At 62.9% G+C, this 19,305-nt stretch carries 18 protein-coding genes; 4 read left to right on the top strand and 14 right to left on the bottom strand.

The genetic code is table 11. The annotated features are described in order from the left end of the window. Window positions 1-260: 260 nt before the first annotated feature. On the top strand, window positions 261-1,013 hold the full coding sequence (locus NKJ93_RS05495) for a sulfite exporter TauE/SafE family protein (protein WP_023722715.1): 753 nt from the start codon (window positions 261-263) through the stop codon (window positions 1,011-1,013). Here the strand turns inward: NKJ93_RS05495 and trmD are convergent. Both trmD and rimM read right to left on the bottom strand, forming a co-directional pair. Beyond that, window positions 995-1,693: a tRNA (guanosine(37)-N1)-methyltransferase TrmD gene (gene trmD, locus NKJ93_RS05490; protein WP_031195242.1), complete on the bottom strand. Its 699-nt coding sequence runs from the start codon at window positions 1,691-1,693 to the stop codon at window positions 995-997. The two genes, NKJ93_RS05495 and trmD, sit on opposite strands and share 19 nt — an antisense overlap. Continuing rightward, a complete protein-coding gene (gene rimM / locus NKJ93_RS05485) occupies window positions 1,690-2,289 on the bottom strand; it encodes a ribosome maturation factor RimM (protein WP_023722717.1) in 600 nt (199 codons plus the stop codon). Before rimM ends, trmD begins: the two co-directional genes overlap by 4 nt. A 115-nt stretch (window positions 2,290-2,404) precedes the next feature. Between rimM and NKJ93_RS05480 the strand changes: the two genes are divergently transcribed. Next, window positions 2,405-3,343 carry a tyrosine recombinase XerC gene (locus NKJ93_RS05480; protein ID WP_036245843.1) on the top strand — a complete coding sequence of 313 codons (939 nt, stop codon included), beginning with the start codon at window positions 2,405-2,407 and terminating at the stop codon, window positions 3,341-3,343. 84 nt (window positions 3,344-3,427) lie between these two features. Then, complete coding sequence (locus tag NKJ93_RS05475) at window positions 3,428-4,495, top strand: TraB/GumN family protein (protein WP_352588030.1); 1,068 nt, start codon at window positions 3,428-3,430, stop codon at window positions 4,493-4,495. Between the two features lie 935 nt (window positions 4,496-5,430). Here the strand turns inward: NKJ93_RS05475 and lpdA are convergent. The 11 genes from lpdA to mdh are packed head-to-tail and all read right to left on the bottom strand — an operon-like array spanning window position 5,431 to window position 17,261. Continuing rightward, the gene (gene lpdA, locus NKJ93_RS05470) at window positions 5,431-6,837 is read right to left on the bottom strand and encodes a dihydrolipoyl dehydrogenase (protein WP_352588027.1); all 1,407 of its coding nucleotides are present in this window, start codon (window positions 6,835-6,837) and stop codon (window positions 5,431-5,433) included. Window positions 6,838-6,854: 17 nt separating this feature from the next. Next, entirely contained in the window at window positions 6,855-7,604 is a 750-nt protein-coding gene (locus tag NKJ93_RS05465) for an SDR family oxidoreductase (protein WP_023722722.1), read from the bottom strand. Next, window positions 7,601-8,128: a hypothetical protein gene (locus NKJ93_RS05460; protein WP_352588024.1), complete on the bottom strand. Its 528-nt coding sequence runs from the start codon at window positions 8,126-8,128 to the stop codon at window positions 7,601-7,603. Before NKJ93_RS05460 ends, NKJ93_RS05465 begins: the two co-directional genes overlap by 4 nt. A gap of 23 nt (window positions 8,129-8,151) precedes the next feature. Continuing rightward, window positions 8,152-9,453 (bottom strand): 2-oxoglutarate dehydrogenase complex dihydrolipoyllysine-residue succinyltransferase, encoded by a 1,302-nt coding sequence (gene odhB / locus NKJ93_RS05455; protein ID WP_352548534.1) that lies wholly within the window; start codon window positions 9,451-9,453, stop codon window positions 8,152-8,154. 48 nt (window positions 9,454-9,501) lie between these two features. Continuing rightward, window positions 9,502-12,489 (bottom strand): 2-oxoglutarate dehydrogenase E1 component, encoded by a 2,988-nt coding sequence (locus NKJ93_RS05450; RefSeq protein WP_352588022.1) that lies wholly within the window; start codon window positions 12,487-12,489, stop codon window positions 9,502-9,504. A 36-nt stretch (window positions 12,490-12,525) separates the two neighbouring features. After that, window positions 12,526-13,272: a hypothetical protein gene (locus NKJ93_RS05445; RefSeq protein WP_023723112.1), complete on the bottom strand. Its 747-nt coding sequence runs from the start codon at window positions 13,270-13,272 to the stop codon at window positions 12,526-12,528. Window positions 13,273-13,313: 41 nt separating this feature from the next. Then, entirely contained in the window at window positions 13,314-14,216 is a 903-nt protein-coding gene (sucD, locus tag NKJ93_RS05440; RefSeq protein WP_023723111.1) for a succinate--CoA ligase subunit alpha, read from the bottom strand. A 49-nt stretch (window positions 14,217-14,265) separates the two neighbouring features. Next, on the bottom strand, window positions 14,266-14,637 hold the full coding sequence (locus NKJ93_RS05435; RefSeq protein WP_023723110.1) for a cupin domain-containing protein: 372 nt from the start codon (window positions 14,635-14,637) through the stop codon (window positions 14,266-14,268). A gap of 18 nt (window positions 14,638-14,655) precedes the next feature. After that, a complete protein-coding gene (locus NKJ93_RS05430; RefSeq protein WP_023723109.1) occupies window positions 14,656-15,039 on the bottom strand; it encodes a hypothetical protein in 384 nt (127 codons plus the stop codon). An 18-nt stretch (window positions 15,040-15,057) separates the two neighbouring features. Next, on the bottom strand, window positions 15,058-16,251 hold the full coding sequence (gene sucC, locus NKJ93_RS05425; protein ID WP_023723108.1) for an ADP-forming succinate--CoA ligase subunit beta: 1,194 nt from the start codon (window positions 16,249-16,251) through the stop codon (window positions 15,058-15,060). Window positions 16,252-16,292: 41 nt separating this feature from the next. Further along, window positions 16,293-17,261, bottom strand: coding sequence for a malate dehydrogenase (gene mdh / locus NKJ93_RS05420; protein WP_023723107.1), 969 nt, complete (start codon window positions 17,259-17,261; stop codon window positions 16,293-16,295). 232 nt (window positions 17,262-17,493) lie between these two features. Between mdh and NKJ93_RS05415 the strand changes: the two genes are divergently transcribed. Then, complete coding sequence (locus NKJ93_RS05415) at window positions 17,494-17,922, top strand: GNAT family N-acetyltransferase (RefSeq protein ID WP_352588020.1); 429 nt, start codon at window positions 17,494-17,496, stop codon at window positions 17,920-17,922. Window positions 17,923-18,009: 87 nt separating this feature from the next. On the opposite strand, the gene zapE is transcribed toward NKJ93_RS05415, so the two are convergent. Continuing rightward, window positions 18,010-19,206, bottom strand: coding sequence for a cell division protein ZapE (gene zapE / locus NKJ93_RS05410; protein WP_352494048.1), 1,197 nt, complete (start codon window positions 19,204-19,206; stop codon window positions 18,010-18,012). Window positions 19,207-19,305 lie beyond the last annotated feature (99 nt).

Genomic DNA, 19,305 nt, shown 5'->3' with positions numbered 1-19,305 from the left:
AACATCGGGCAGGGGCGACTACACCGTCATTGTTGACGGGCCAGAAGATCGCTCTTGGCAGATTTTCTTCCGGTTCGGCGCGCACATACAGCTATTTCGGCGCTTTGTCACGCCTTCGCTGTTTCTTTTTTGGCGCTGCTTCTTTTGACTGGTGCCCGCTGTGGCAATCCCATGATCGCTTGTGGTCCAGGGGGTTGCGCCCGCGCGTCAAGCTTTCTAAGCCGGAAGATAAGCATTTTCCTCCAGCGACGACACCCCTCATGCCAATCTTGGACGCGGTCCTGCTCTTTCTCGCCGGCTTTCTATCAGGCGCGGTCAACGCAGTTGCCGGCGGCGGCACGTTCATAACCTTTGGCGCCATGACCCTGGCCGGCCTGCCGCCGATCGTCGCCAATGCGACATCGTCGGTGACGCAATTTCCTGGCTACATCACCTCGACGCTCGCCTATTGGCACGACATCAAGCATTTCTGGCGCGGCGCACTGCTGCTCAGCCTCATTTCGGCTTTCGGTGCGCTGTCTGGCGCGCTCATCCTTCTAGGGCTCGACAACCCGTCGTTCCGCGCCTTGGTGCCGTGGCTGCTGCTGGCGGCGACGGCGTTGTTCGCTGCCGGGCCATGGCTGAAGCCGGCGCCCAAGCCGGAGCATGAGGCCGCGGTCGGTTCGCTGGTCGGATCGCTGGCGCAGTTCGCCACTGCCGTCTATGGCGGCTTCTTCGGCGCGGGCATGGGCGTCATGATGCTGGCGACGCTCGGCCTCACCCAGTCCGGCGACTATCACCGGCTGAACGCACTGAAGAACATGCTGGCCGTTGTCATAGCTGCGGTCGCCATCCTGGTCTTTGTCTCCGGCGGCGTCATCGCCTGGCTGCAGGCGATCATCATGATCCCAGGCGGCGCGCTGGGCGGCTATGCCGGCGTCTGGATCGCCAGGCGCGTGCCACAGAACGCGGTGCGCGGCTTCGTCATCGCGGTCGGCCTGTTCCTGGCGTTTTACTATTTCGACAAGGGCTGAGCGGCCAAAAGATCAGGCCTTCGCTCTTTCGTCAGCTTTTCCGCCTCGGCCCGCCGCCAGGCGGCGATCTTCTTGTGATTGCCCGAAATCAGCACTTCGGGGATCGGCCGGCCCTCGAACTCCTGCGGCCGCGTGTAGTGCGGATGTTCGAGCAGGCCGTTCTCAAAGCTCTCTTCGTCGCCCGACACCGCATTGCCCATGACACCGGGCAGCAGCCGCACCACGGCGTCTAACAGCACAAGTGCCGCCGGCTCGCCGCCGGACAGGATGAAGTCGCCGATCGAGACTTCCTCGAGGCCTCGCGATTCGATGACCCGCTGGTCGACGCCTTCGAAGCGGCCGCAGACAATCACCGCACCCGGCCCGCCGGCGAGCTCGCGCACACGGCGCTGCGTCAGCGGCTTGCCGCGCGGGCTCATTAGCAGTTTTGGACGCAGATCGCCCGGCGGCGAGGCATGGTCGATGGCGCTGGCCAGCACGTCCGCCCGCATCACCATCCCGGCGCCACCGCCGGCCGGTGTGTCATCGACAGTACGGTGACGATCGCTGGCAAAGTCGCGGATCTGGATCGCCTTGAGCGACCAAATGCCGGTCTCCAGCGCGCGTCCGGCCAGCGACAGGCCGAGCGCGCCGGGAAACATCTCGGGATAGAGCGTCAGCACCGAAGCGGAAAAACTCACCGGTTGCCTCCGGCGTCCCGCGGCCCGCGCGGCCTGCCTTTGGGGTCGAAGCTGTCGCGGCCGGCAGGCTCGCCGTCCTCGTCCTCGACCAACCCTGCGGCGGCCGGATCGATGCGGACAAAGCCGCCGGCGATCGACACTTCCGGAACGGCGGCCTGCGTGAACGGGATGAGCACGCCTTTGCGCCCCGCCAGCGTCACGTCGAGAATGTCGCCGCCGCCGAAATTATGCACGGCGACGACCTTTCCGATGACCGCACCAGTGTCATCCTTGACCTCCAGCCCGACGAGGTCGGCATGGTAGAATTCATCCTCTTCGCCCTCATCCGGCAACACCGAACGGTCGACGAACAATTCGGTGCCGGCAAGCGCCTCCGCGGCATTGCGATCGCTGACGCCTTTGAAACGCACCACCACCACCGTGTTGGCAGGCCTGATATCGACGATCTGGAAGGCGCGGCCATCCCTGGCGTAGAGCGGACCGTAATCGGCCAGCGCCAGCGGGTCGCCGGTAAAGCTCTTGACGCGCAATTCGCCCTTGATGCCATGCGCGGCACCGATCACGGCCATCTGGACGGGGTTTTGCGGCTTGCTCATCTGCGGAAAATCCTTTGCCTTGCTCTAACCCCAGCCCGTCGTCATTTCAATGATGCCGCTCTTCACCGCTTCCTAACCCGCGTGCCGGAAGATGGCGGAGAACTGGAAGAGCGCAATGCAGGAATTCCTCATACCGGCAAAACCCGATCTACAGGCGGCGCGCGAGGCCTGGCTGAAGATGCTGGCGCGCGAACGACGGCTGTCGCCCGAAACCGTCGAGGCCTATGAGCGCGACACGCGCCAGTTCCTGCATTTCCTGACCGGCCATTGCGGCGGCTCGCCCGGCATTTCCGACATCGCCGATCTGCGCCCCGCCGATCTGCGCGGCTTTCTCGCTGCCCGCCGTACCGAGGGCGCCGGCGCCCGCACGCTCGGGCGCGGCCTAGCCGGCATCCGCTCGCTGCTGCGTTTCCTGGAACGGCGCGGCCTCGCCAATGCGGCAGGTGCGGCAGCCTTGCGCGCGCCGCGGCAGCCGAAATCGCTGCCCAAGCCGCTGACCGCAAGCGATGCAAAACACGTCGTCTCGGTGGAAGGCCAACTGGCGGAGGAGCCGTGGATCGCCGCGCGCAACGCCGCCGTGCTGACCCTGCTCTATGGGTCCGGCTTGCGCATTTCCGAGGCGCTCGGCCTGTCGGGCGCCGATCTGTCCTCGCCTGGTGAGACCGTGCTGCGCGTCACCGGCAAGGGCGGCAAGACGCGGTTGGTGCCGGTGCTGCCGGTGGCGCTGCGGGCGATTGCCGAATACCGCCGCTTGTGTCCCTATCATCTCGATCCCAAGGGCGTGCTGTTTCGCGGTGCCCGCGGCGGCCCGCTGAACCCGGCAATCGTTCAGCGCGACATGGCCAAGCTGCGCTCGGCGCTCAACCTGCCCGACACGGCGACGCCGCATGCGCTGCGCCATTCCTTTGCAACGCATCTGCTTGGGCGCGGCGGCGACCTGCGCACCATCCAGGAGTTGCTCGGCCACGCCAGCCTGTCGACAACCCAGATATACACCGGTGTCGACACCGCCAGGCTGCTCGAGATTTACGAAGCAGCTCATCCGCGTGCGTGATGGATGCTTGATTGGTGGCCATCTCGCAACAATTTTGATGCGCCGATTAACCGTTTTGCCGCTTTTTGCGCCTAGAACCGCAGCATGAAACGCCTCATCGCCATCGCCGACCGCGCGACCCATGTGTCGCTGAAGCTGCTTGTCGCGCTCAACGCCCTGTTTTTCCTCTCCTTCCTCATCATCGCGCTGCTCGCCGCAGGCAAGGCACGCGCCGAGATCCCGGTCTGCGCCGGTACCGATATGCTGGGCGCGCTGCAAAAGGACGACCCGGCCACCTACCGCAAGATCGAGGCGGACGCGGCAGTGACGCCGAACGGCAAGGGCCTGCTGTGGAAGCTCGAAAAATCAGGCGAAAAACCGTCTTTCCTGTTCGGCACCATGCACGTTACCGACCCGCGCGTCACCACGCTGCCGCCCGCCGCGCAGAAGGCATTCGATGCGGCTGGCACCGTCATCATCGAGACCACCGAAGTGCTCGACAAGCAGAAGATGATGGCCGCACTGCTGAAAGAGCCGGATCTGATGATGTTCACCGACAAGACGACGCTTTCGTCGCTGCTGTCGCCGCAGGATGCGGCGGTGGTCAACAAGGCGCTCGATGCGCGTGGCATCCCGCCAGCGACCGTCGCCAAGATGAAGCCCTGGTTGCTGTCGGCGATGGTGGCGCTGCCTGCATGCGAAGTCGCCCGCCAAGCTGGCGGCGCACCGGTGCTCGACGTCAAGCTTGCCAAGGACGCCGAGGCTTCGGGCAAATCAGTCGAGGGGCTGGAGACAATCGCCGACCAGTTGCGCGCCATGGCTTCGCTGCCGATCGCCTTTCACCTGAAGGGGCTGGTCGATACGCTGAAGCTTGGCGACAAGGTGAACGACGTCAACGAAACCATGATCGTGCTTTACCGGCGTGGCGACACTGGCATGTACGTACCGCTGTTTCGGGCCGTCATCCCCGAACAGGTCGACGACCAATCGGGTTACGCCGAATTCGAGCAGACCATGATCACCAGCCGCAACAAGGTGATGGTCGATCGGGCAGCGCCGATCCTCGCCCACGGCAATGTCTTCATGGCGGTCGGCGCCATGCACCTTCCCGGCGAGCAAGGCTTGGTCGAGGGTTTCCGCAAGACTGGCTATACGGTGACCGCCGTCAACTGAACAACACGGCGGAGTTGCACACCGAATCATTGCCGTGGCGCGACGGCGGACCACCCGCGCTTCGTGCCAAGAAACTGAAAAAGGTTCGGTTTGGCTCGATCGAACCCATTTTGCGGTGGAAATGCATGCCTGCAAGCGATTCCGGATCAGAATTGCCCTGTTTTCGGCGTTTTCAACGCCTAATGTGAAACCGATTCAACGATTGTACGTTGATGGCTATTACTTGATGTTTTTCATCCACGGAGGACACTTTTATGGCGAACACACCCAATCCGAACGACCCATTCACCTCACCGGGTACCGCACGGCCACGCGGCGGCGGCAGCGGCTGGCTGATTGCCCTGGTCGTCGTTATCCTGGCAATTGTCGCCTATTATGTTTTTGGAAGACGTAGCGAGGCACCTGCGCCTGCCGAACCGCCCGCAGCCAGCACACCGGCTCCGGCTCCAGCACCTGCCGAGCCGATGAAGCCAGCCGAACCGGCTCCTGCGCCAGCTCCGGCAACACCCGCTCCGGCTCCCGCTCCGGCAGAACCTGCACCCGCGCCAGCCCCGGCCCCGGCCCCGGCACCAGCACCGGCCCCTCAGTAATCAGACTGCCGACTTAATATATGAACGGCCCGCTGAAAGGCGGGCCGTTTTGTTTTTGGGAACAGCCGTCGATGGCTTCGCCATCCCAGGGCGGAGCGAACGCAAAGCGGAGCGCAGACCCTGGGATCCATGCCGGGACATCCGCCGAAGAATGCAGTGGTGCAGAATCACCGGTTACCAGCCGATGGAAGAGGCACTCGATTCTGGTTCGCCGGAACACTGCCGCTTAGGTAACGGCATGGATCCCAGGGTCTCCGCGACATCGCTCCGCTCCTGCTCCGCCCTGGGATGACGAATCGCGGCTGTTTCAGCCAATCTCTAAGCTTTGCGATTCACCGCGTTTGCTCAGATATGGATGGGCTTGAAGAACGTCGCCAGTGCCGCCTCCTTGACCGCCTCCGACATTGTCGGATGGGCGTGACAGGTGCGGGCTAGGTCTTCCGACGAGCCGCCAAATTCCATCAGCACCGCCGCCTCGTGGATCATCTCGCCGGCGCCGAAGCCGACGATGTGGACGCCGAGCACGCGGTCGCTGGTCTTGTCGGCCAGGATTTTCACAAAGCCGTCGGTGTGCAGCATGGCGCGCGCCCGGCCATTGGCGCTGAACGGGAATTTTCCCGCCTTGTAGTCGACGCCGGCCTTCTTCAATTCTTCTTCGGTCTTGCCGACCGAAGCGATTTCCGGCGTGGTGTAGACGACGCTCGGAATCACGTCATAGTTCACATGCCCGGCCTGGCCGGCAATGGTTTCGGCCACCGCCACGCCCTCGTCCTCGGCCTTGTGGGCGAGCATCGGGCCGGCGATGACATCGCCGATGGCGTAGATACCGGGGACTTTGGTCCTGAGATGGCCGTCGGTCTTGACCCAGCCGCGCTCGTCGACGTCGACGCCTGCCTCCTTAAGCCCGAGAGCGTCCGAATAGGCCCGTCGTCCCGTCGCGATCAGCACGGCGTCGGCCTCGATCGTCTCGGCCGCCCCGCCTTTGACTGGCTCGAAGGTGACCGTCGCTCCCTTCTTGGCCTTGGCGACGCCGGTCACCTTGGCGCCCAGCCTGAACTCAAAGCCCTGCTTCGACAGCAGGCGCTGGAACTGCTTGGAGACCTCGCCATCCATGCCGCCCAGGATGGAGTCGAGGAACTCGACCACGGTGACCTTGGCGCCGAGCCGCGCCCATACCGAGCCGAGCTCCAGACCGATGACACCGCCGCCGACCACCACCAGATGGCCCGGCACCTTGTCCAGCGACAGCGCGCCGGTCGACGACACGATCACCTTCTCGTCGAAATCGACCTTGACGCCGGGAATGCCGGCGACGTCGGAGCCGGTGGCGATGACGATGTTCTTGGTCTCGATCTCCTCGACCTTGCCGTCATCGGAGGTCACCGACACCTTGCCGGCCGCAACTACTTTGCCGGTGCCACGAAAACTGTCGATCTTGTTCTTCTTGAACAGGAAGGCGACGCCATTGACGTTGGCCGTCACCGTCGCATCCTTGTGTGCCATCATCTTGCCGAGATTGAGCTTGGGCGCGCCGATCTCGACGCCAAGCGCATCGAAGGAATGGCCGGCCTCGGCAAACATCTCGGACGCATGCAGCAGCGCCTTCGACGGGATGCAGCCGATGTTGAGGCAGGTACCGCCGAAGGTCGGGTTCTTTTCGACCACCGCCGTCTTCAGGCCGAGCTGTGCCGCCTTGATGGCGCAGACATAGCCGCCCGGTCCCGATCCGATGATAACGACGTCATAGGCCATGATACTGTCCCTTTGCTTTAGCGGCCGCCGCCGACTTCCAGATTGGCGCCTGTCGTATAGGAGGCCTCGTCCGACAGCAGCCAGAGAATTGCGGCCGCGACTTCCTCGGCAGTGCCTGCGCGCTGCATCGGCACCACCCGGCCCATTTTCTCGGCGCGATCCGGCTGCCCGCCGGAGGCATGAATTTCCGTGTCGATGATGCCCGGGCTGACCGCGTTGACACGGACGCCTTCCTCGGCCACTTCCCGCGCCAGGCCGACAGTGAAGGCGTTGATCGCGTTCTTGGAGGCTGCGTAGTCGATATATTGACCTGCCCCGCCAAGCCTTGCCGCGATCGAAGACAAATTGACGATGGCGCCGCCCTTGCCGCCATTTCTGGTCGACATGCGCTTCACCGCTTCGCGTGCGCAAAGCATCGGCCCAATCACATTGATCCGCATCATGCGCTCGAGCCGCGCGAACGACATCTCGTCGACCCGTGACAGGCTGTCGACGACACCGGCATTGTTGACCAGCGCATCAAGCCCGCCGAAGCGGTCTTCGACCGCCTCGAACATGGCCAGCACATCCGTCTCGCTGCCGACATCGGCCTTGAGGGCAAAGGCTTCTCCGCCGCCGGCCTCGATGTCGGCGACCACCGTTTCGGCCGCTTTTGCATTCGACGCGTAATTGACCGCAACGCGGTAGCCGGCCTCGGCGGCAAGCCTGCATGTAGCGGCGCCAATGCCGCGGCTGCCGCCGGTCACCAGCAGGATTTTTCCGCTCATTCCTGACATCCTTTCAGGGCAAAGACGTCCCAGGGCACCTTGGAAAAGCCGTTGGCGCCATAGGCCGCCGACATCTGCAACGACGCCCCCAGATCGGGCAGGATCAGCTTCTTCGGCGCATCCTTTCCTTCGCCCGGCAGCAACGCGATATTGCCCTGGTCGTCGGCCGTATAGATGACCCCCTCCCACACAGTGCAGGCGGCGAGCTCGTCGCCGGTGACGTCGCCGGCCGGGCATTTGTACATCAGTGAGCCATGCGGCCGCGCCACGCCCTCCGTCCACATGACGATTCCGTCGAGAACGACGTCCTTGTCGAGCACCATCTTGAAACTGTTGGTGACGGCGGCCGATTCGCCGGTTGGCCTGAAATCGATCTCGGCTGCGTTTTCAGTGTCGCCGTAGACGGCCAGTTCGAGCGGGCAGGCGGCAAGCGCAGCGGAGACCGTCTGCACGCCGAGTGCGGAGATCGTGACAAACAAACCGGACCGGAAACGAGAGGAACCAATCCGGTGGCGCAGATCCATTCTCCGGCTCACTCGGGCCGCCCCTAGAGGTCGAGCACCAGCCGCTCGGGATCCTCCAGGCTTTCCTTGACCCGCACCAGGAACGTCACCGCTTCCTTGCCGTCGACGATGCGGTGATCGTAGGACAGCGCCAGATACATCATCGGCCGGATGACGATCTGGCCGCCGACCACCACCGGCCGCTCCTGGATCTTGTGCATGCCCAAAATGCCCGACTGCGGCGCATTGAGGATCGGCGTCGACATCAGCGACCCGTAAACGCCACCGTTGGAAATCGTAAACGTGCCGCCTTGCATATCCGCAACCGATAGCTTGCCGTCGCGCGCCGCAAGCCCGAGCCTGCCGATGTCCTTCTCGATTTCGGCGATGGACATCTGGTCGGCATTGCGCACGACCGGCACGACAAGGCCTTTTTCGGTACCAACGGCGACGCCGATATGGGCGTAGTTCTTGAAGATGATGTCGGTGCCGTCGATCTCGGCGTTGACGGACGGGATCTCCTTCAGCGCATGGGTGACGGCCTTGGTGAAGAAACCCATGAAGCCGAGCTTCACGCCGTGCTTCTTCTCGAACACGTCCTTGTATTTGCTCCTCAGCGCCATCACCGCGCTCATGTCGACCTCGTTGAAGGTGGTCAGCATCGCGGCGGTCGATTGCGCTTCCTTGAGGCGGCGCGCGATGGTCTGGCGCAGCTTGGTCATGCGCACGCGCTCCTCGCGCGACGCATCGTCGGCCGAGGACGGCGCGCGCGCGGCGACAGGTGCCGGCACAGGTGCTGCCTTTGGCATTTCGGCCGGCTGCGACGGCGCGCCCCTGGCGATCAGGTCGAGCACGTCGCCTTTCAGCACCTGGCCGCGCTTGCCCGAGCCCGAGACCTGGTCGACCGCAAGATTGTGTTCGGCCAGCAGCTTTGCCGCCGACGGCGCCGGCGGCATTGTGCGTGTCTCAATCGCGCCGGCGTCGCCGGCGATCTTGGCCGTCTCGGCCGCGGCCTGCTGGACGCTCGAGGCCGCGGTCGGAGCCGAGGCCTGCGACACCGCGTCCGGCTTCGCTGCCGGAGCGGCGGCAGCATTGGCTGCTGCGCCGGCGCCTGCCGAAATCGTGCCGAGCAGCGCCCCGACGCCAACCGTCTCGCCTTCCTTGACGGCGATCTCGCTGAGCGTGCCCGCGGCGGCGGCCGGCACTTCCACCGTCACCTTGTCGGTTTCGAGTTCGACCAGCGGCTCATCGGCGGCGATCGCGTCGCCGACCTTCTTGAACCATTTGCCGATGGTCGCCTCGGTGACGGATTCACCAAGTGTCGGGACGCGGATTTCGGTTGCCATTGTGCCTGTCCGTTTCTTTCGGTTCTATTTTATCCGCCCAGTTCTGTTCTATTCACCAAGCGCGTCGTCGAGCAAGGCGGCAAGCTGGGCGAGATGCTTCGACATCAATCCGGTCGCCGGCGAGGCGGCGGCCGGCCGGCCGGTATAGCGCACCCGCTGGTGCTTGGCGTCGATATGCGCCAGCACCCATTCGAGATACGGATCGATGAACGACCAGGCGCCCATGTTCTTGGGCTCCTCCTGGCACCACACCATCTCGGCATTGCGGAAGCGCGACAGTTCGGTGATCAGCGCCTTGGCCGGGAACGGATAGAGCTGCTCGACGCGCAGCAGGTAGATGTCGTTGATGCCGCGCTTCTCGCGCTCTTCGTAGAGGTCGTAGTAGACCTTGCCCGAACAGAGCACGACACGGCGGATCTTCGAATCCTTGGTGAGCTTGATGGCCTGGCCCGACAGCAGCTGGGCGTCGTCCCACAACAGCCGGTGAAAGGCGCTTTCGCCCGACATTTCCGGCAGCGTCGACACCGCCCGCTTGTGGCGCAGCAGCGACTTCGGCGTCATCAGGATCAGCGGCTTGCGGAAGTCCCGCTTCAATTGCCGGCGCAAGATGTGGAAGTAGTTGGCCGGCGTCGTGACGTTGGCGACCTGCATGTTGTCTTCCGCGCAAAGCTGCAGGAAGCGCTCGAGCCGGGCCGACGAATGCTCCGGCCCCTGGCCTTCATAGCCGTGCGGCAGCAGGCAGACGAGGCCCGACATTCTGAGCCACTTGCGCTCGCCCGACGAGATGAACTGGTCGAACACCACTTGGGCGCCATTGGCGAAGTCGCCGAACTGCGCTTCCCACAGCGTCAGCGCCTTCGGCTCAGCCAGCGAGTAGCCATATTCGAAGCCGAGCACGGCCTCTTCCGACAGCATCGAGTTGATGACCTCGAAGCCGGCCTGCGCCGCCGACAGATTGTTGAGTGGGATGTAGCGGGTCTCATCGCGCTGGTCGTAGAGCACTGAATGGCGCTGCGAGAAGGTACCGCGCTCCGAATCCTGTCCGGACAGCCGGATCGGATTGCCGTCGAGCAGGATGGCGCCGAAGGCCAGCGCCTCGGCCGTCGACCAGTCGATGCCTTCGCCCGACTCGATCGCCTGGCGGCGGTTGTCGAGGAAGCGGATGATCGTCTTGTGTGCCTCGAAATCCTTCGGCACCTCGGTCAGCTTCTTGCCGATCTCCTTCAGCGTCTTGACCGGTACCGCGGTCTTGCCGCGCCGCTGTTCGTCCTGGTTGTCGGCCGAGCGCAGGCCGGACCAGGCGCCGTCCAGCCAGTCCGCCTTGTTCGGCTTATAGTGCTGGCCGACCTCGAATTCCTGCTCGAGATGCGCCCGCCAGTCGGCCTTCATCTTTTCGAGCTCGGCCTGGCTGATGTGGCCTTCGGCGATCAGCCGGTCGGCATAGATCTGCATGGTCGTCTTCTGGTTGCGGATCTTGCGATACATGATCGGCTGGGTGAAGGCCGGCTCGTCGCCCTCGTTATGGCCGAAGCGGCGATAGCAGAACATGTCCACCACCACCGGCTTGTGGAACTTCATGCGGAATTCGATCGCCACCTTGGTGGCATGGACCACAGCTTCCGGATCGTCGCCATTGACGTGGAAGATCGGCGCCTCGATCATCTTGGCCACGTCGGACGGATAGGGCGACGAACGCGAAAAGCGCGGGTTGGTGGTGAAGCCGATCTGGTTGTTGATGATGAAATGCAGCGTGCCGGCGACGCGGTGGCCACGCAGGCCAGACAGGCCGAGGATTTCGGCAATCACGCCCTGGCCGGCAAAGGCCGCATCGCCATGCAGCAGCAGCGGCAGCACCTTGGCGCGCTCTTCCAGCGGCACGATCTCCTCGCGGCTGCGGCCAAACAGATAGTCCTGCTTGGCGCGCGCCTTGCCCATAACCACCGGATCGACGATTTCCAGATGCGATGGGTTGGCGGTCAGCGACAGATGCACCTTGTTGCCGTCGAACTCGCGGTCGGATGAGGCACCGAGATGGTACTTCACGTCGCCCGAGCCTTCGACCTCGTCGGGCGCGGCCGAGCCGCCCTTGAACTCGTGGAAAATGGCGCGGTGCGGCTTGGCCATCACCTGCGACAAAACGTTCAGCCGGCCGCGATGCGCCATGCCGAGCACGATCTCCTTCATGCCGAGCTGGCCGCCGCGCTTGACGATCTGCTCCAGCGCCGGGATCAGCGACTCGCCGCCATCGAGGCCGAAGCGCTTGGTTCCCTTGTACTTGACGTCGATGAACTGCTCGAAGCCTTCGGCCTCGACCAGCTTTTGCAGGATCGCCTTCTTGCCGGTGGCGGTGAAGGAGATCTCCTTGTCGGCGCCCTCGATGCGCGCCTGGATCCAGGCCTTCTCCTCGGGATCGGAGATATGCATGAATTCGACGCCGAGCGTCGAGCAATAGGTCCGGGTCAGGATGTCGAGCATCTGCCGGATGGTGCCGAATTCCAGCCCGAGCACATTGTCGAGGAAGATCGGCCGGTCGTAATCGGCTTCGGTGAAGCCGTAATTCTCCGGCGACAGCTCGTTATAATCCTCGAGCGGCTTGGCAATGCCGAGCGGATCGAGATTGGCATGCAGGTGGCCGCGCATGCGAAAGGCGCGGATCATCATGATGGCGCGGACGGAATCGCGCGTCGCCTGATGCACGTCGGCGTCGGAAAGCGCTGCGCCGTTGCCGGCTGCTCGGTCCTTCACCTTCTTTTCGATGTGCTTTTCGACCAGGCCCCAATTGCCGTCCAGCGCCGAGACAAGCTCGCCATTGGCCTGCATCGGCCAGGAGGGCTTGGCCCATGAGGCGCCCTTGGCATTCTTGCGCACGTCGCCAGCGTCGTCCTTCAGCGCCGCGAAAAAGTCCTGCCATTCGGGATCGACCGACGCGGGATCGTCCTCATAAGCGGCATAAAGCGCGTCGATATAGTCGGCATTGCCGCCATAGAGAAACGAGGTAAGCGAAAACTGGTCGTTGGTTTGATCTTGTCGTGCCATTTTGCCTAGCGGAGTGCTACTCCGTTCTCCCTATCCCTAATGCGCTACCACGCGGCTAAGCCGCCACATGCCAAAAGGGTTCGTATACAGATTGTGTTCCCCGTCTGGCTGCTGCGTCTCCACACTCAAACGATATCGCGGTGCGCCTGCTTCCAGTCCAAACGTCTGACCGGCCAAAAGCTCGGGGCTTTCGTAAAGTTGATACATGTTGAAGCCGCGAAGCAGCTTGACGGCAGACTGAAATTCGTCACCTGAAACGATAGAATCCCAAAGCCCCAAATTACGCATGCCGCAGCTGTAGGTCGTCGTGCCATCCGAGACAGAATCCAGAACCATCAGTCCATAGATCTCAACAAAATCACCGCTTGTGCGTTCAAGCCATTGATCGGCTGAGAATGCCTTGCCGGCCGTTTCGACCTTCACGCCAAGACCGCCGGCCTTGATCAGATGGGCTGCCGCTTTTGCGACGGAAATCGACGTTTCCTTCGTTTGTGGGGATGTGGAAAGCAGGTAGACGACGCTCCTATGCGAGGCGATTTTGTCGATGACATCCTTACCGAGCTCGTTGACGAGGCCAGCGCTAGCGAAGGCTCTCGTCATGTCCTCGTCGCGGTCGCAGAAATCAAACTCGAACGCAGCTTTGCTCGGGCCGTGCATCACGATCATCCCCGCAGCCACATAATCAGCTGAAGGCATCGACGCCTCTGCAACGGCGCGCACAAAGGCCGACCTGCCTTCCCAAGGGCCGGGTATGCATAGGATGATGCGCTTCTCGTCTTCCATGTCCTGCTCATCGACATTCGAAAGCTCGACTGCTCACTTTCTTAACCCTTGATCGCCTCGACCAGCGTCGTACCGAGCCGTGCTGGCGACGGCGATACCTTGATGCCGGCCGATTCCATCGCCGCGATCTTGTCTTCCGCGCCGCCCTTGCCGCCCGAGATGACCGCGCCCGCATGGCCCATGGTGCGGCCCGCCGGCGCCGTGCGCCCGGCGATGAAGCCCGCCATCGGCTTGCTGCGGCCACGCTTTGCCTCATCCTTGAGGAACTGCGCGGCGTCTTCCTCGGCCGAGCCGCCGATCTCACCGATCATGATGATCGACTTGGTCTCATCGTCGGCAAGGAACATCTCCAGCACGTCGATGAACTCCGTGCCTTTGACCGGATCGCCGCCAATGCCGACGGCGGTGGTCTGGCCGAGACCGACATTGGTGGTCTGGAACACCGCCTCATAGGTAAGCGTTCCCGAGCGCGAAACAACGCCGACCGAGCCCTTGCGGAAGATGTTGCCGGGCATGATACCGATCTTGCATTGGTCGGGGGTCAGCACGCCGGGGCAGTTCGGCCCGATCAGCCGCGATTTCGAGCGGTCGAGCCTCGCCTTGACCTTGATCATGTCCATCACCGGTATGCCCTCGGTGATGCAGACGATCAGCGGGATCTCGGCCTGGATCGCTTCCAGGATCGCTTCGGCGGCACCCGCCGGCGGCACGTAGACGACCGAAGCGTTGGCGCCGGTCTTCGCCTTGCCTTCGGCTACGGTGGCGAAGATCGGCAGTGCCTCGCCCTTGGCGCCGGTCCAGATCTCGCCGCCCTTCTTGGGATGGATGCCGCCGACCATTTTCGTGCCGTGATAGGCCAGCGCCTGTTCGGTGTGGAACGTGCCAGTCTTGCCGGTCAGGCCCTGCACCAGCACCTTGGTGTTCTTGTCGACGAGAATGGACATGGTGGTCCTTTTCAAAAACCGTTGATCGGGGAAGGCCGCGCGCTCATCGTCACAACCGCTTCAGCTCGGCGACGGTCAGGTCGCTCTTGGCGTTGCCGGTGTTGAGCGTCGTCGCCGGCTCGAACATCAGCACCACAGGTTCTTCGCTCAGCGAGCGCGGCCGGTGCTCGACGGCGCGCGGCACGACGATGAACTCGCCGCTGGAAAGCTCCACCGTGCCGTCGCGGAAATCGATGGCGATGCGGCCGCGCAGCACCAGGAAGGCCTCGTCTTCATTGTCGTGCGCGTGCCAGTCGAAGACGTCGCCGAACTTGGCGATCTTGACCTGGCTGTCGTTCACGTCGCCGGCAATATGCGGATCGAAGACCTTCTTGATCTTCGTATCCGCCGCCTCGACGAGGTTTATCTTGTGCGGAGGCACAGGCTCATTCCTTTTCCGTCATCGGGCATCGGCAGCGTGCTGTTCATCAATCTCATCCCGCAGGAAACGGTCAGGTGCATGTCCGAGATCATTCTCTTTGCCATACATCCAGGCTCTCATTTTCATCGTAGGTTTGAACGGGCTCTTTCCTGCTCCGACGACGACGTACCACTCGCGCCCAATCTCATCTGACACCTGATAAAGCCAGAAACGTCGATAATTATCGGTCTCCTCAGCGACTACGCCCCGCACTTTGTAGTGCATCGGTTTTTCGTCCAGCTTCCAATGATAGTGGCACTCCCAAAGGTATTGTTCGATTTCCTCGACCGAATAGGGGCTGCGGTCGGGCAGCTGGTCCAAGCTCTGAACCTCTTCTTCCCAGTGAATGGGGAAGCTACCCAACGCAACGCTCCTAGTTTCTCAGTGTTTCACCGCCGCCACGATCTTCTTGGCCGCATCGTCGAGATCATCGGCCGACACTACGTTCAGCCCGCTGTCGTTGATGATCTTCTTGCCGAGCTCGGCATTGGTTCCTTCCAGCCGCACAACCAGCGGCACTTGCAGGCCGACCTCCTTGACCGCGGCGATGACGCCCTCAGCGATGATGTCGCACTTCATGATGCCGCCGAAGATATTGATCAGAATGCCTTTGACCGCTGGATCCTTGGTGATGATCTTGAACGCCGCCGTCACTTTTTCCTTAGACGCGCCGCCGCCGACATCGAGGAAGTTGGCCGGCTCGGCGCCGTAGAGCTTGATGATGTCCATCGTCGCCATGGCAAGGCCGGCGCCGTTGACCATGCAGCCGATATTGCCGTCGAGCGCGACATAGGCGAGGTCGTATTTCGACGCCTCGATCTCCTTCTCGTCCTCTTCGGTGGTGTCGCGCAATTCGAGCACGTCCGGGTGGCGGAACAGCGCATTGTTGTCGAACGACACTTTTGCGTCGAGCACGCGCAGCCGGCCGCTCTTCATGACGATCAGCGGGTTGATCTCGAGCAGGCTCATGTCCTTCTCGACAAATGCCTTGTAGAGGATCGGAAACAGCGTGCCACCATCTTTGGCGGCGTCGCCGTCGAGCCTCAGTGCGGCGTTGAGCGTGTTCACATCGTCGGCCGTCACGCCCTTTTCCGGGTCGATGGCGACGGTGATGATCTTTTCCGGCGTGTCGTGGGCGACCGCCTCGATGTCCATGCCGCCCTCGGTCGAGACGACGAAGGCGACGCGCCCGACCGAGCGGTCGACCAGGATCGACAGATAGAGCTCGCGCTCGATGTCAGCGCCGTCCTCGATGTAGAGCCGGTTGACCTGCTTGCCGGCCGGGCCGGTCTGCTTGGTGACCAGCGTATGGCCGAGCATCTCCTTGGCGTTGGCGACGACCTCGGCCACCGACTTCGCCAGCCTGACGCCGCCCTTCGCATCGGCGCCGAGCTCCGTGAACTTGCCCTTGCCGCGGCCGCCGGCATGGATCTGGCTTTTGACCACATAGAGCGGGCCGGGCAGCGCCTTGGCGGCGGCTTCCGCCTCGCTCGCCTTGAACACCGGCACGCCCTCGGCCACCGGTGCGCCAAAACCTTTCAGCAGCGCCTTGCCCTGATACTCATGGATGTTCATGCGCTATGTCTCCAGCTTGTTTGGCGGGCTTGGTTGCCGGCTTATTTGGCCGCGAGATGCGGAGCGATCTTGACGCAGGCGTCGCACAGACCCTGCACCGCGGCGACCGAACTGTCGAACATCTTCTGTTCGCTTTTCGCCAGTTCGATCTCGATGATACGCTCGACGCCGCCGGCGCCGATCACCACGGGAACGCCGACATAGGTGTTCTTGACGCCATATTGGCCGGAAAGAAAGGCAGCACAGGGCAGCACCCGCTTCTTGTCCTTGAGATAGGCTTCGGCCATGGCGATGGCCGAGGCGGCGGGCGCGTAGAAGGCCGAACCGGTCTTGAGCAGGCCGACGATCTCGGCGCCGCCGTCGCGGGTGCGCTGCACGATCTGGTCGAGCCGCTCCTTCGAGGTCCAGCCCATCTTGATGAGGTCGGGCAGCGGGATGCCGGCAACGGTGGAATAGCGGATCATCGGCACCATGGAATCGCCGTGGCCACCGAGCACGAAGGCGGTGACATCCTCGACCGAGACCTTGAATTCCTCGGCCAGGAAATAACGGAAGCGCGAACTGTCGAGCACGCCGGCCATGCCGACGACATGGCTCTTCGGCAGGCCGGAAAACTTCTGCAGCGCCCAGACCATGGCGTCGAGCGGATTGGTGATGCAGATGACGAAGGCCTTCGGCGCGTATTTCTTGAGGCCGGCGCCGACCTGCTCCATCACCTTCAGATTGATGCCCAGAAGATCGTCGCGGCTCATGCCGGGCTTGCGCGGCACGCCGGCGGTGACGATGCAGACGTCGGCGCCCTCGATGCCGGCATAGTCGTTGACGCCGGTCAGCCTGGAGTCGAACCCATCGACCGGCGACGACTGCGCGATGTCCAGCCCCTTGCCTTGCGGGATGCCTTCGGCGATATCGAACAGCACGACGTCGCCGAGATCCTTGAGGCCGACCATGTGGGCGAGGGTGCCGCCGATCATGCCCGAGCCGATGAGCGCTATCTTGTTGCGTGCCATGTCAGGATGTTTTCCCTTTGACTATGACGGCGCCCAAATCCTTGACGATTTGATGACGGCGTCGGAGGAAGAGGCCGGAATGCTGCGGAACCGCGAAATTCGCCGCACGCAATAGCCCCGGCCGTGCAAAAATTCAAACGATTATTTTGGAGTGAGTAATTTCAATCGGTTAGAAACAATGGGACTTACGTAAACGTAAAAGTTCTGAAGCCGGCTAGAGGAATTCTACACAATGGCATCTGAAATCAGAAGGCTATTTCCGGGCGATGACGCCCTTATGATGTGGGTTGCCGACGAGGTTTTCGATGAGCCGGTCAGGCCGGATCGACTCTCTGCCTATCTCGCGGCGCCCGGCCATTTCATGATCGTGGCCCTCGCCGACGGCGTCGTTATCGGCCAATGCGCCGCGATCGTCCACCGGCACCCGGACAAGGTGAGCGAACTCTACATAGACGAGGTCGGCGTGGCGCCGGCCTTTCAACGCCAGGGCATTGCGACGAGGATGCTCGACGCCATGTTCGCACTCGGTCGCGAGCATGGTTGTGAGGAGGCCTGGGTCGGCACCGAGCCGGACAATGTTGCTGCTCGCGCACTTTACGAGTCGCGAAAGGTGCCGCATGGGCCGGCGGAGGATTTTGTGATGTATGTTTATCGATTATAGACGCGGCGGGCCGGACCCTTTTAACGATGGCTGGACAGGTGTGAAGGAGCGCTGCAGATCAGCCTGCTGGGCATCGGGCTCCTAGCCCTAAGCCTGCCGCGCCTCTGTCGATGATCCCCGCGCCTTCTGCCTTTCCACCCAATCCTCCAGCCAGTCGTGGCTCTGCATCTCGATCAGCCGCGATGCGGTGCGCTCGAACTCGAAGACCTCGTTGCCGCGCTTGGCCGTATAGAGCTGCGGCGGCGGTGCTGCGGCGCTCATCACCAGCCGCACATGATGATCGTAGAGCGTATCGACCAGCAGGATGAAGCGCTTGGCTTCGTTGCGCTTGCCTTCGCCGAGCACCGGCACATGGTCGATGAAGATGGTCGAGAAACGGCCGGCGATGGCAAGATAGTCACGGGCGCCGAGCGGCCTCTCGCAGAGATCAGCGAAGGAAAACCGCGCCGCCTCGCCGGCAGCACGCGGCACTACGACATGCCGGCCCTTCACCATCAGCATCGTCTCGGCCGTCGGCCTGCCATGCGTCATCACCGCCCAGGCGTCGTCGAGCGCATGGTCGGCGGCGGCATCGGCCGGGGTGACGTAGACCGGCATGCGGCTGAGCTTGTCGAGGCGGTAATCCTTGTCGGCGTCCAGCGCCAGCACCTGCGCGTGGCGCTCCAAGATAGCAACAAACGGCAAGAACAACTGACGGTTCAGGCCGTCACGGTAGAGCTCCTGCGGCGCGACATTGGAAGTGGCGACCAGCACCACGCCATTGGCAAACAACGCCGAAAACAACCTGGACAGGATCATCGCATCGGCGATGTCGGTGACCGAAAACTCGTCGAAGCACAGCACCCAGGCTTCCTCGGCCAGCGCGCGCGCCACCGGTGGGATCGGATCGTCCTCCTTGGCCGTGCCGTTCTTGCGAGCCTGCCGGTGCTTCTGGATGCGATCCTGCACGTCGGCCATGAAATCGTTGAAATGCACGCGGCGCTTGCGCCGCACCGGCAGCAGCTCGAAGAACATATCCATCAGCATGGTTTTGCCGCGGCCGACGCCGCCATGGATGTAGAGGCCCTTGACTGCCTCGTGCACTTCGCGCTTGCGGGCGAACAGCCACCCAAGTGCGCTTGATTTATGCGCCAGCCGCTTTGCCGATATTTCGTCGATCAGCCGGTCGAGCGCAGCGGCGATCCGCTCCTGCGCCGGGTCGCGCCCGATGGCGCCCGTCTCGACCAGATGGTCGTAGCGCTGCTTGACGGTCGCATGGGTCTGGAGGCCGTCACGCAGATGCATCGGTCACGTCGTTCCGGAGCAATTCCAAGAAAAGTGTGTAGCGGTTTTCTGTCCGGAATTGCGTAAAAAACAAAAGAGGGCAATTCCAGGAAAGTGTAT

It is taken from the genome of Mesorhizobium sp. M0028 (genome assembly GCF_040323855.1).
Lineage (GTDB): Bacteria > Pseudomonadota > Alphaproteobacteria > Rhizobiales > Rhizobiaceae > Mesorhizobium.
Note: the sequence above shows the minus strand (reverse complement) of the source record. Positions and strands in the feature narration are given on the sequence as shown.

Excerpts from the sequence above, each read along its gene's own strand:
- NKJ93_RS05465 (WP_023722722.1), bottom strand. The coding sequence starts at position 7,604 with ATGAGCGGAAAAATCCTGCTGGTGACCGGCGGCAGCCGCGGCATTGGC.
- mdh (WP_023723107.1), bottom strand. The coding sequence starts at position 17,261 with ATGGCACGCAACAAGATAGCGCTCATCGGCTCGGGCATGATCGGCGGC.
- NKJ93_RS05450 (WP_352588022.1), bottom strand. The coding sequence starts at position 12,489 with ATGGCACGACAAGATCAAACCAACGACCAGTTTTCGCTTACCTCGTTT.
- NKJ93_RS05415 (WP_352588020.1), top strand. The coding sequence starts at position 17,494 with ATGGCATCTGAAATCAGAAGGCTATTTCCGGGCGATGACGCCCTTATG.
- NKJ93_RS05445 (WP_023723112.1), bottom strand. The coding sequence starts at position 13,272 with ATGGAAGACGAGAAGCGCATCATCCTATGCATACCCGGCCCTTGGGAA.
- NKJ93_RS05495 (WP_023722715.1), top strand. The coding sequence starts at position 261 with ATGCCAATCTTGGACGCGGTCCTGCTCTTTCTCGCCGGCTTTCTATCA.
- sucD (WP_023723111.1), bottom strand. The coding sequence starts at position 14,216 with ATGTCCATTCTCGTCGACAAGAACACCAAGGTGCTGGTGCAGGGCCTG.
- rimM (WP_023722717.1), bottom strand. The coding sequence starts at position 2,289 with ATGAGCAAGCCGCAAAACCCCGTCCAGATGGCCGTGATCGGTGCCGCG.
- NKJ93_RS05480 (WP_036245843.1), top strand. The coding sequence starts at position 2,405 with ATGCAGGAATTCCTCATACCGGCAAAACCCGATCTACAGGCGGCGCGC.
- odhB (WP_352548534.1), bottom strand. The coding sequence starts at position 9,453 with ATGGCAACCGAAATCCGCGTCCCGACACTTGGTGAATCCGTCACCGAG.
- NKJ93_RS05460 (WP_352588024.1), bottom strand. The coding sequence starts at position 8,128 with ATGGATCTGCGCCACCGGATTGGTTCCTCTCGTTTCCGGTCCGGTTTG.
- zapE (WP_352494048.1), bottom strand. The coding sequence starts at position 19,206 with ATGCATCTGCGTGACGGCCTCCAGACCCATGCGACCGTCAAGCAGCGC.
- sucC (WP_023723108.1), bottom strand. The coding sequence starts at position 16,251 with ATGAACATCCATGAGTATCAGGGCAAGGCGCTGCTGAAAGGTTTTGGC.
- NKJ93_RS05475 (WP_352588030.1), top strand. The coding sequence starts at position 3,428 with ATGAAACGCCTCATCGCCATCGCCGACCGCGCGACCCATGTGTCGCTG.
- lpdA (WP_352588027.1), bottom strand. The coding sequence starts at position 6,837 with ATGGCCTATGACGTCGTTATCATCGGATCGGGACCGGGCGGCTATGTC.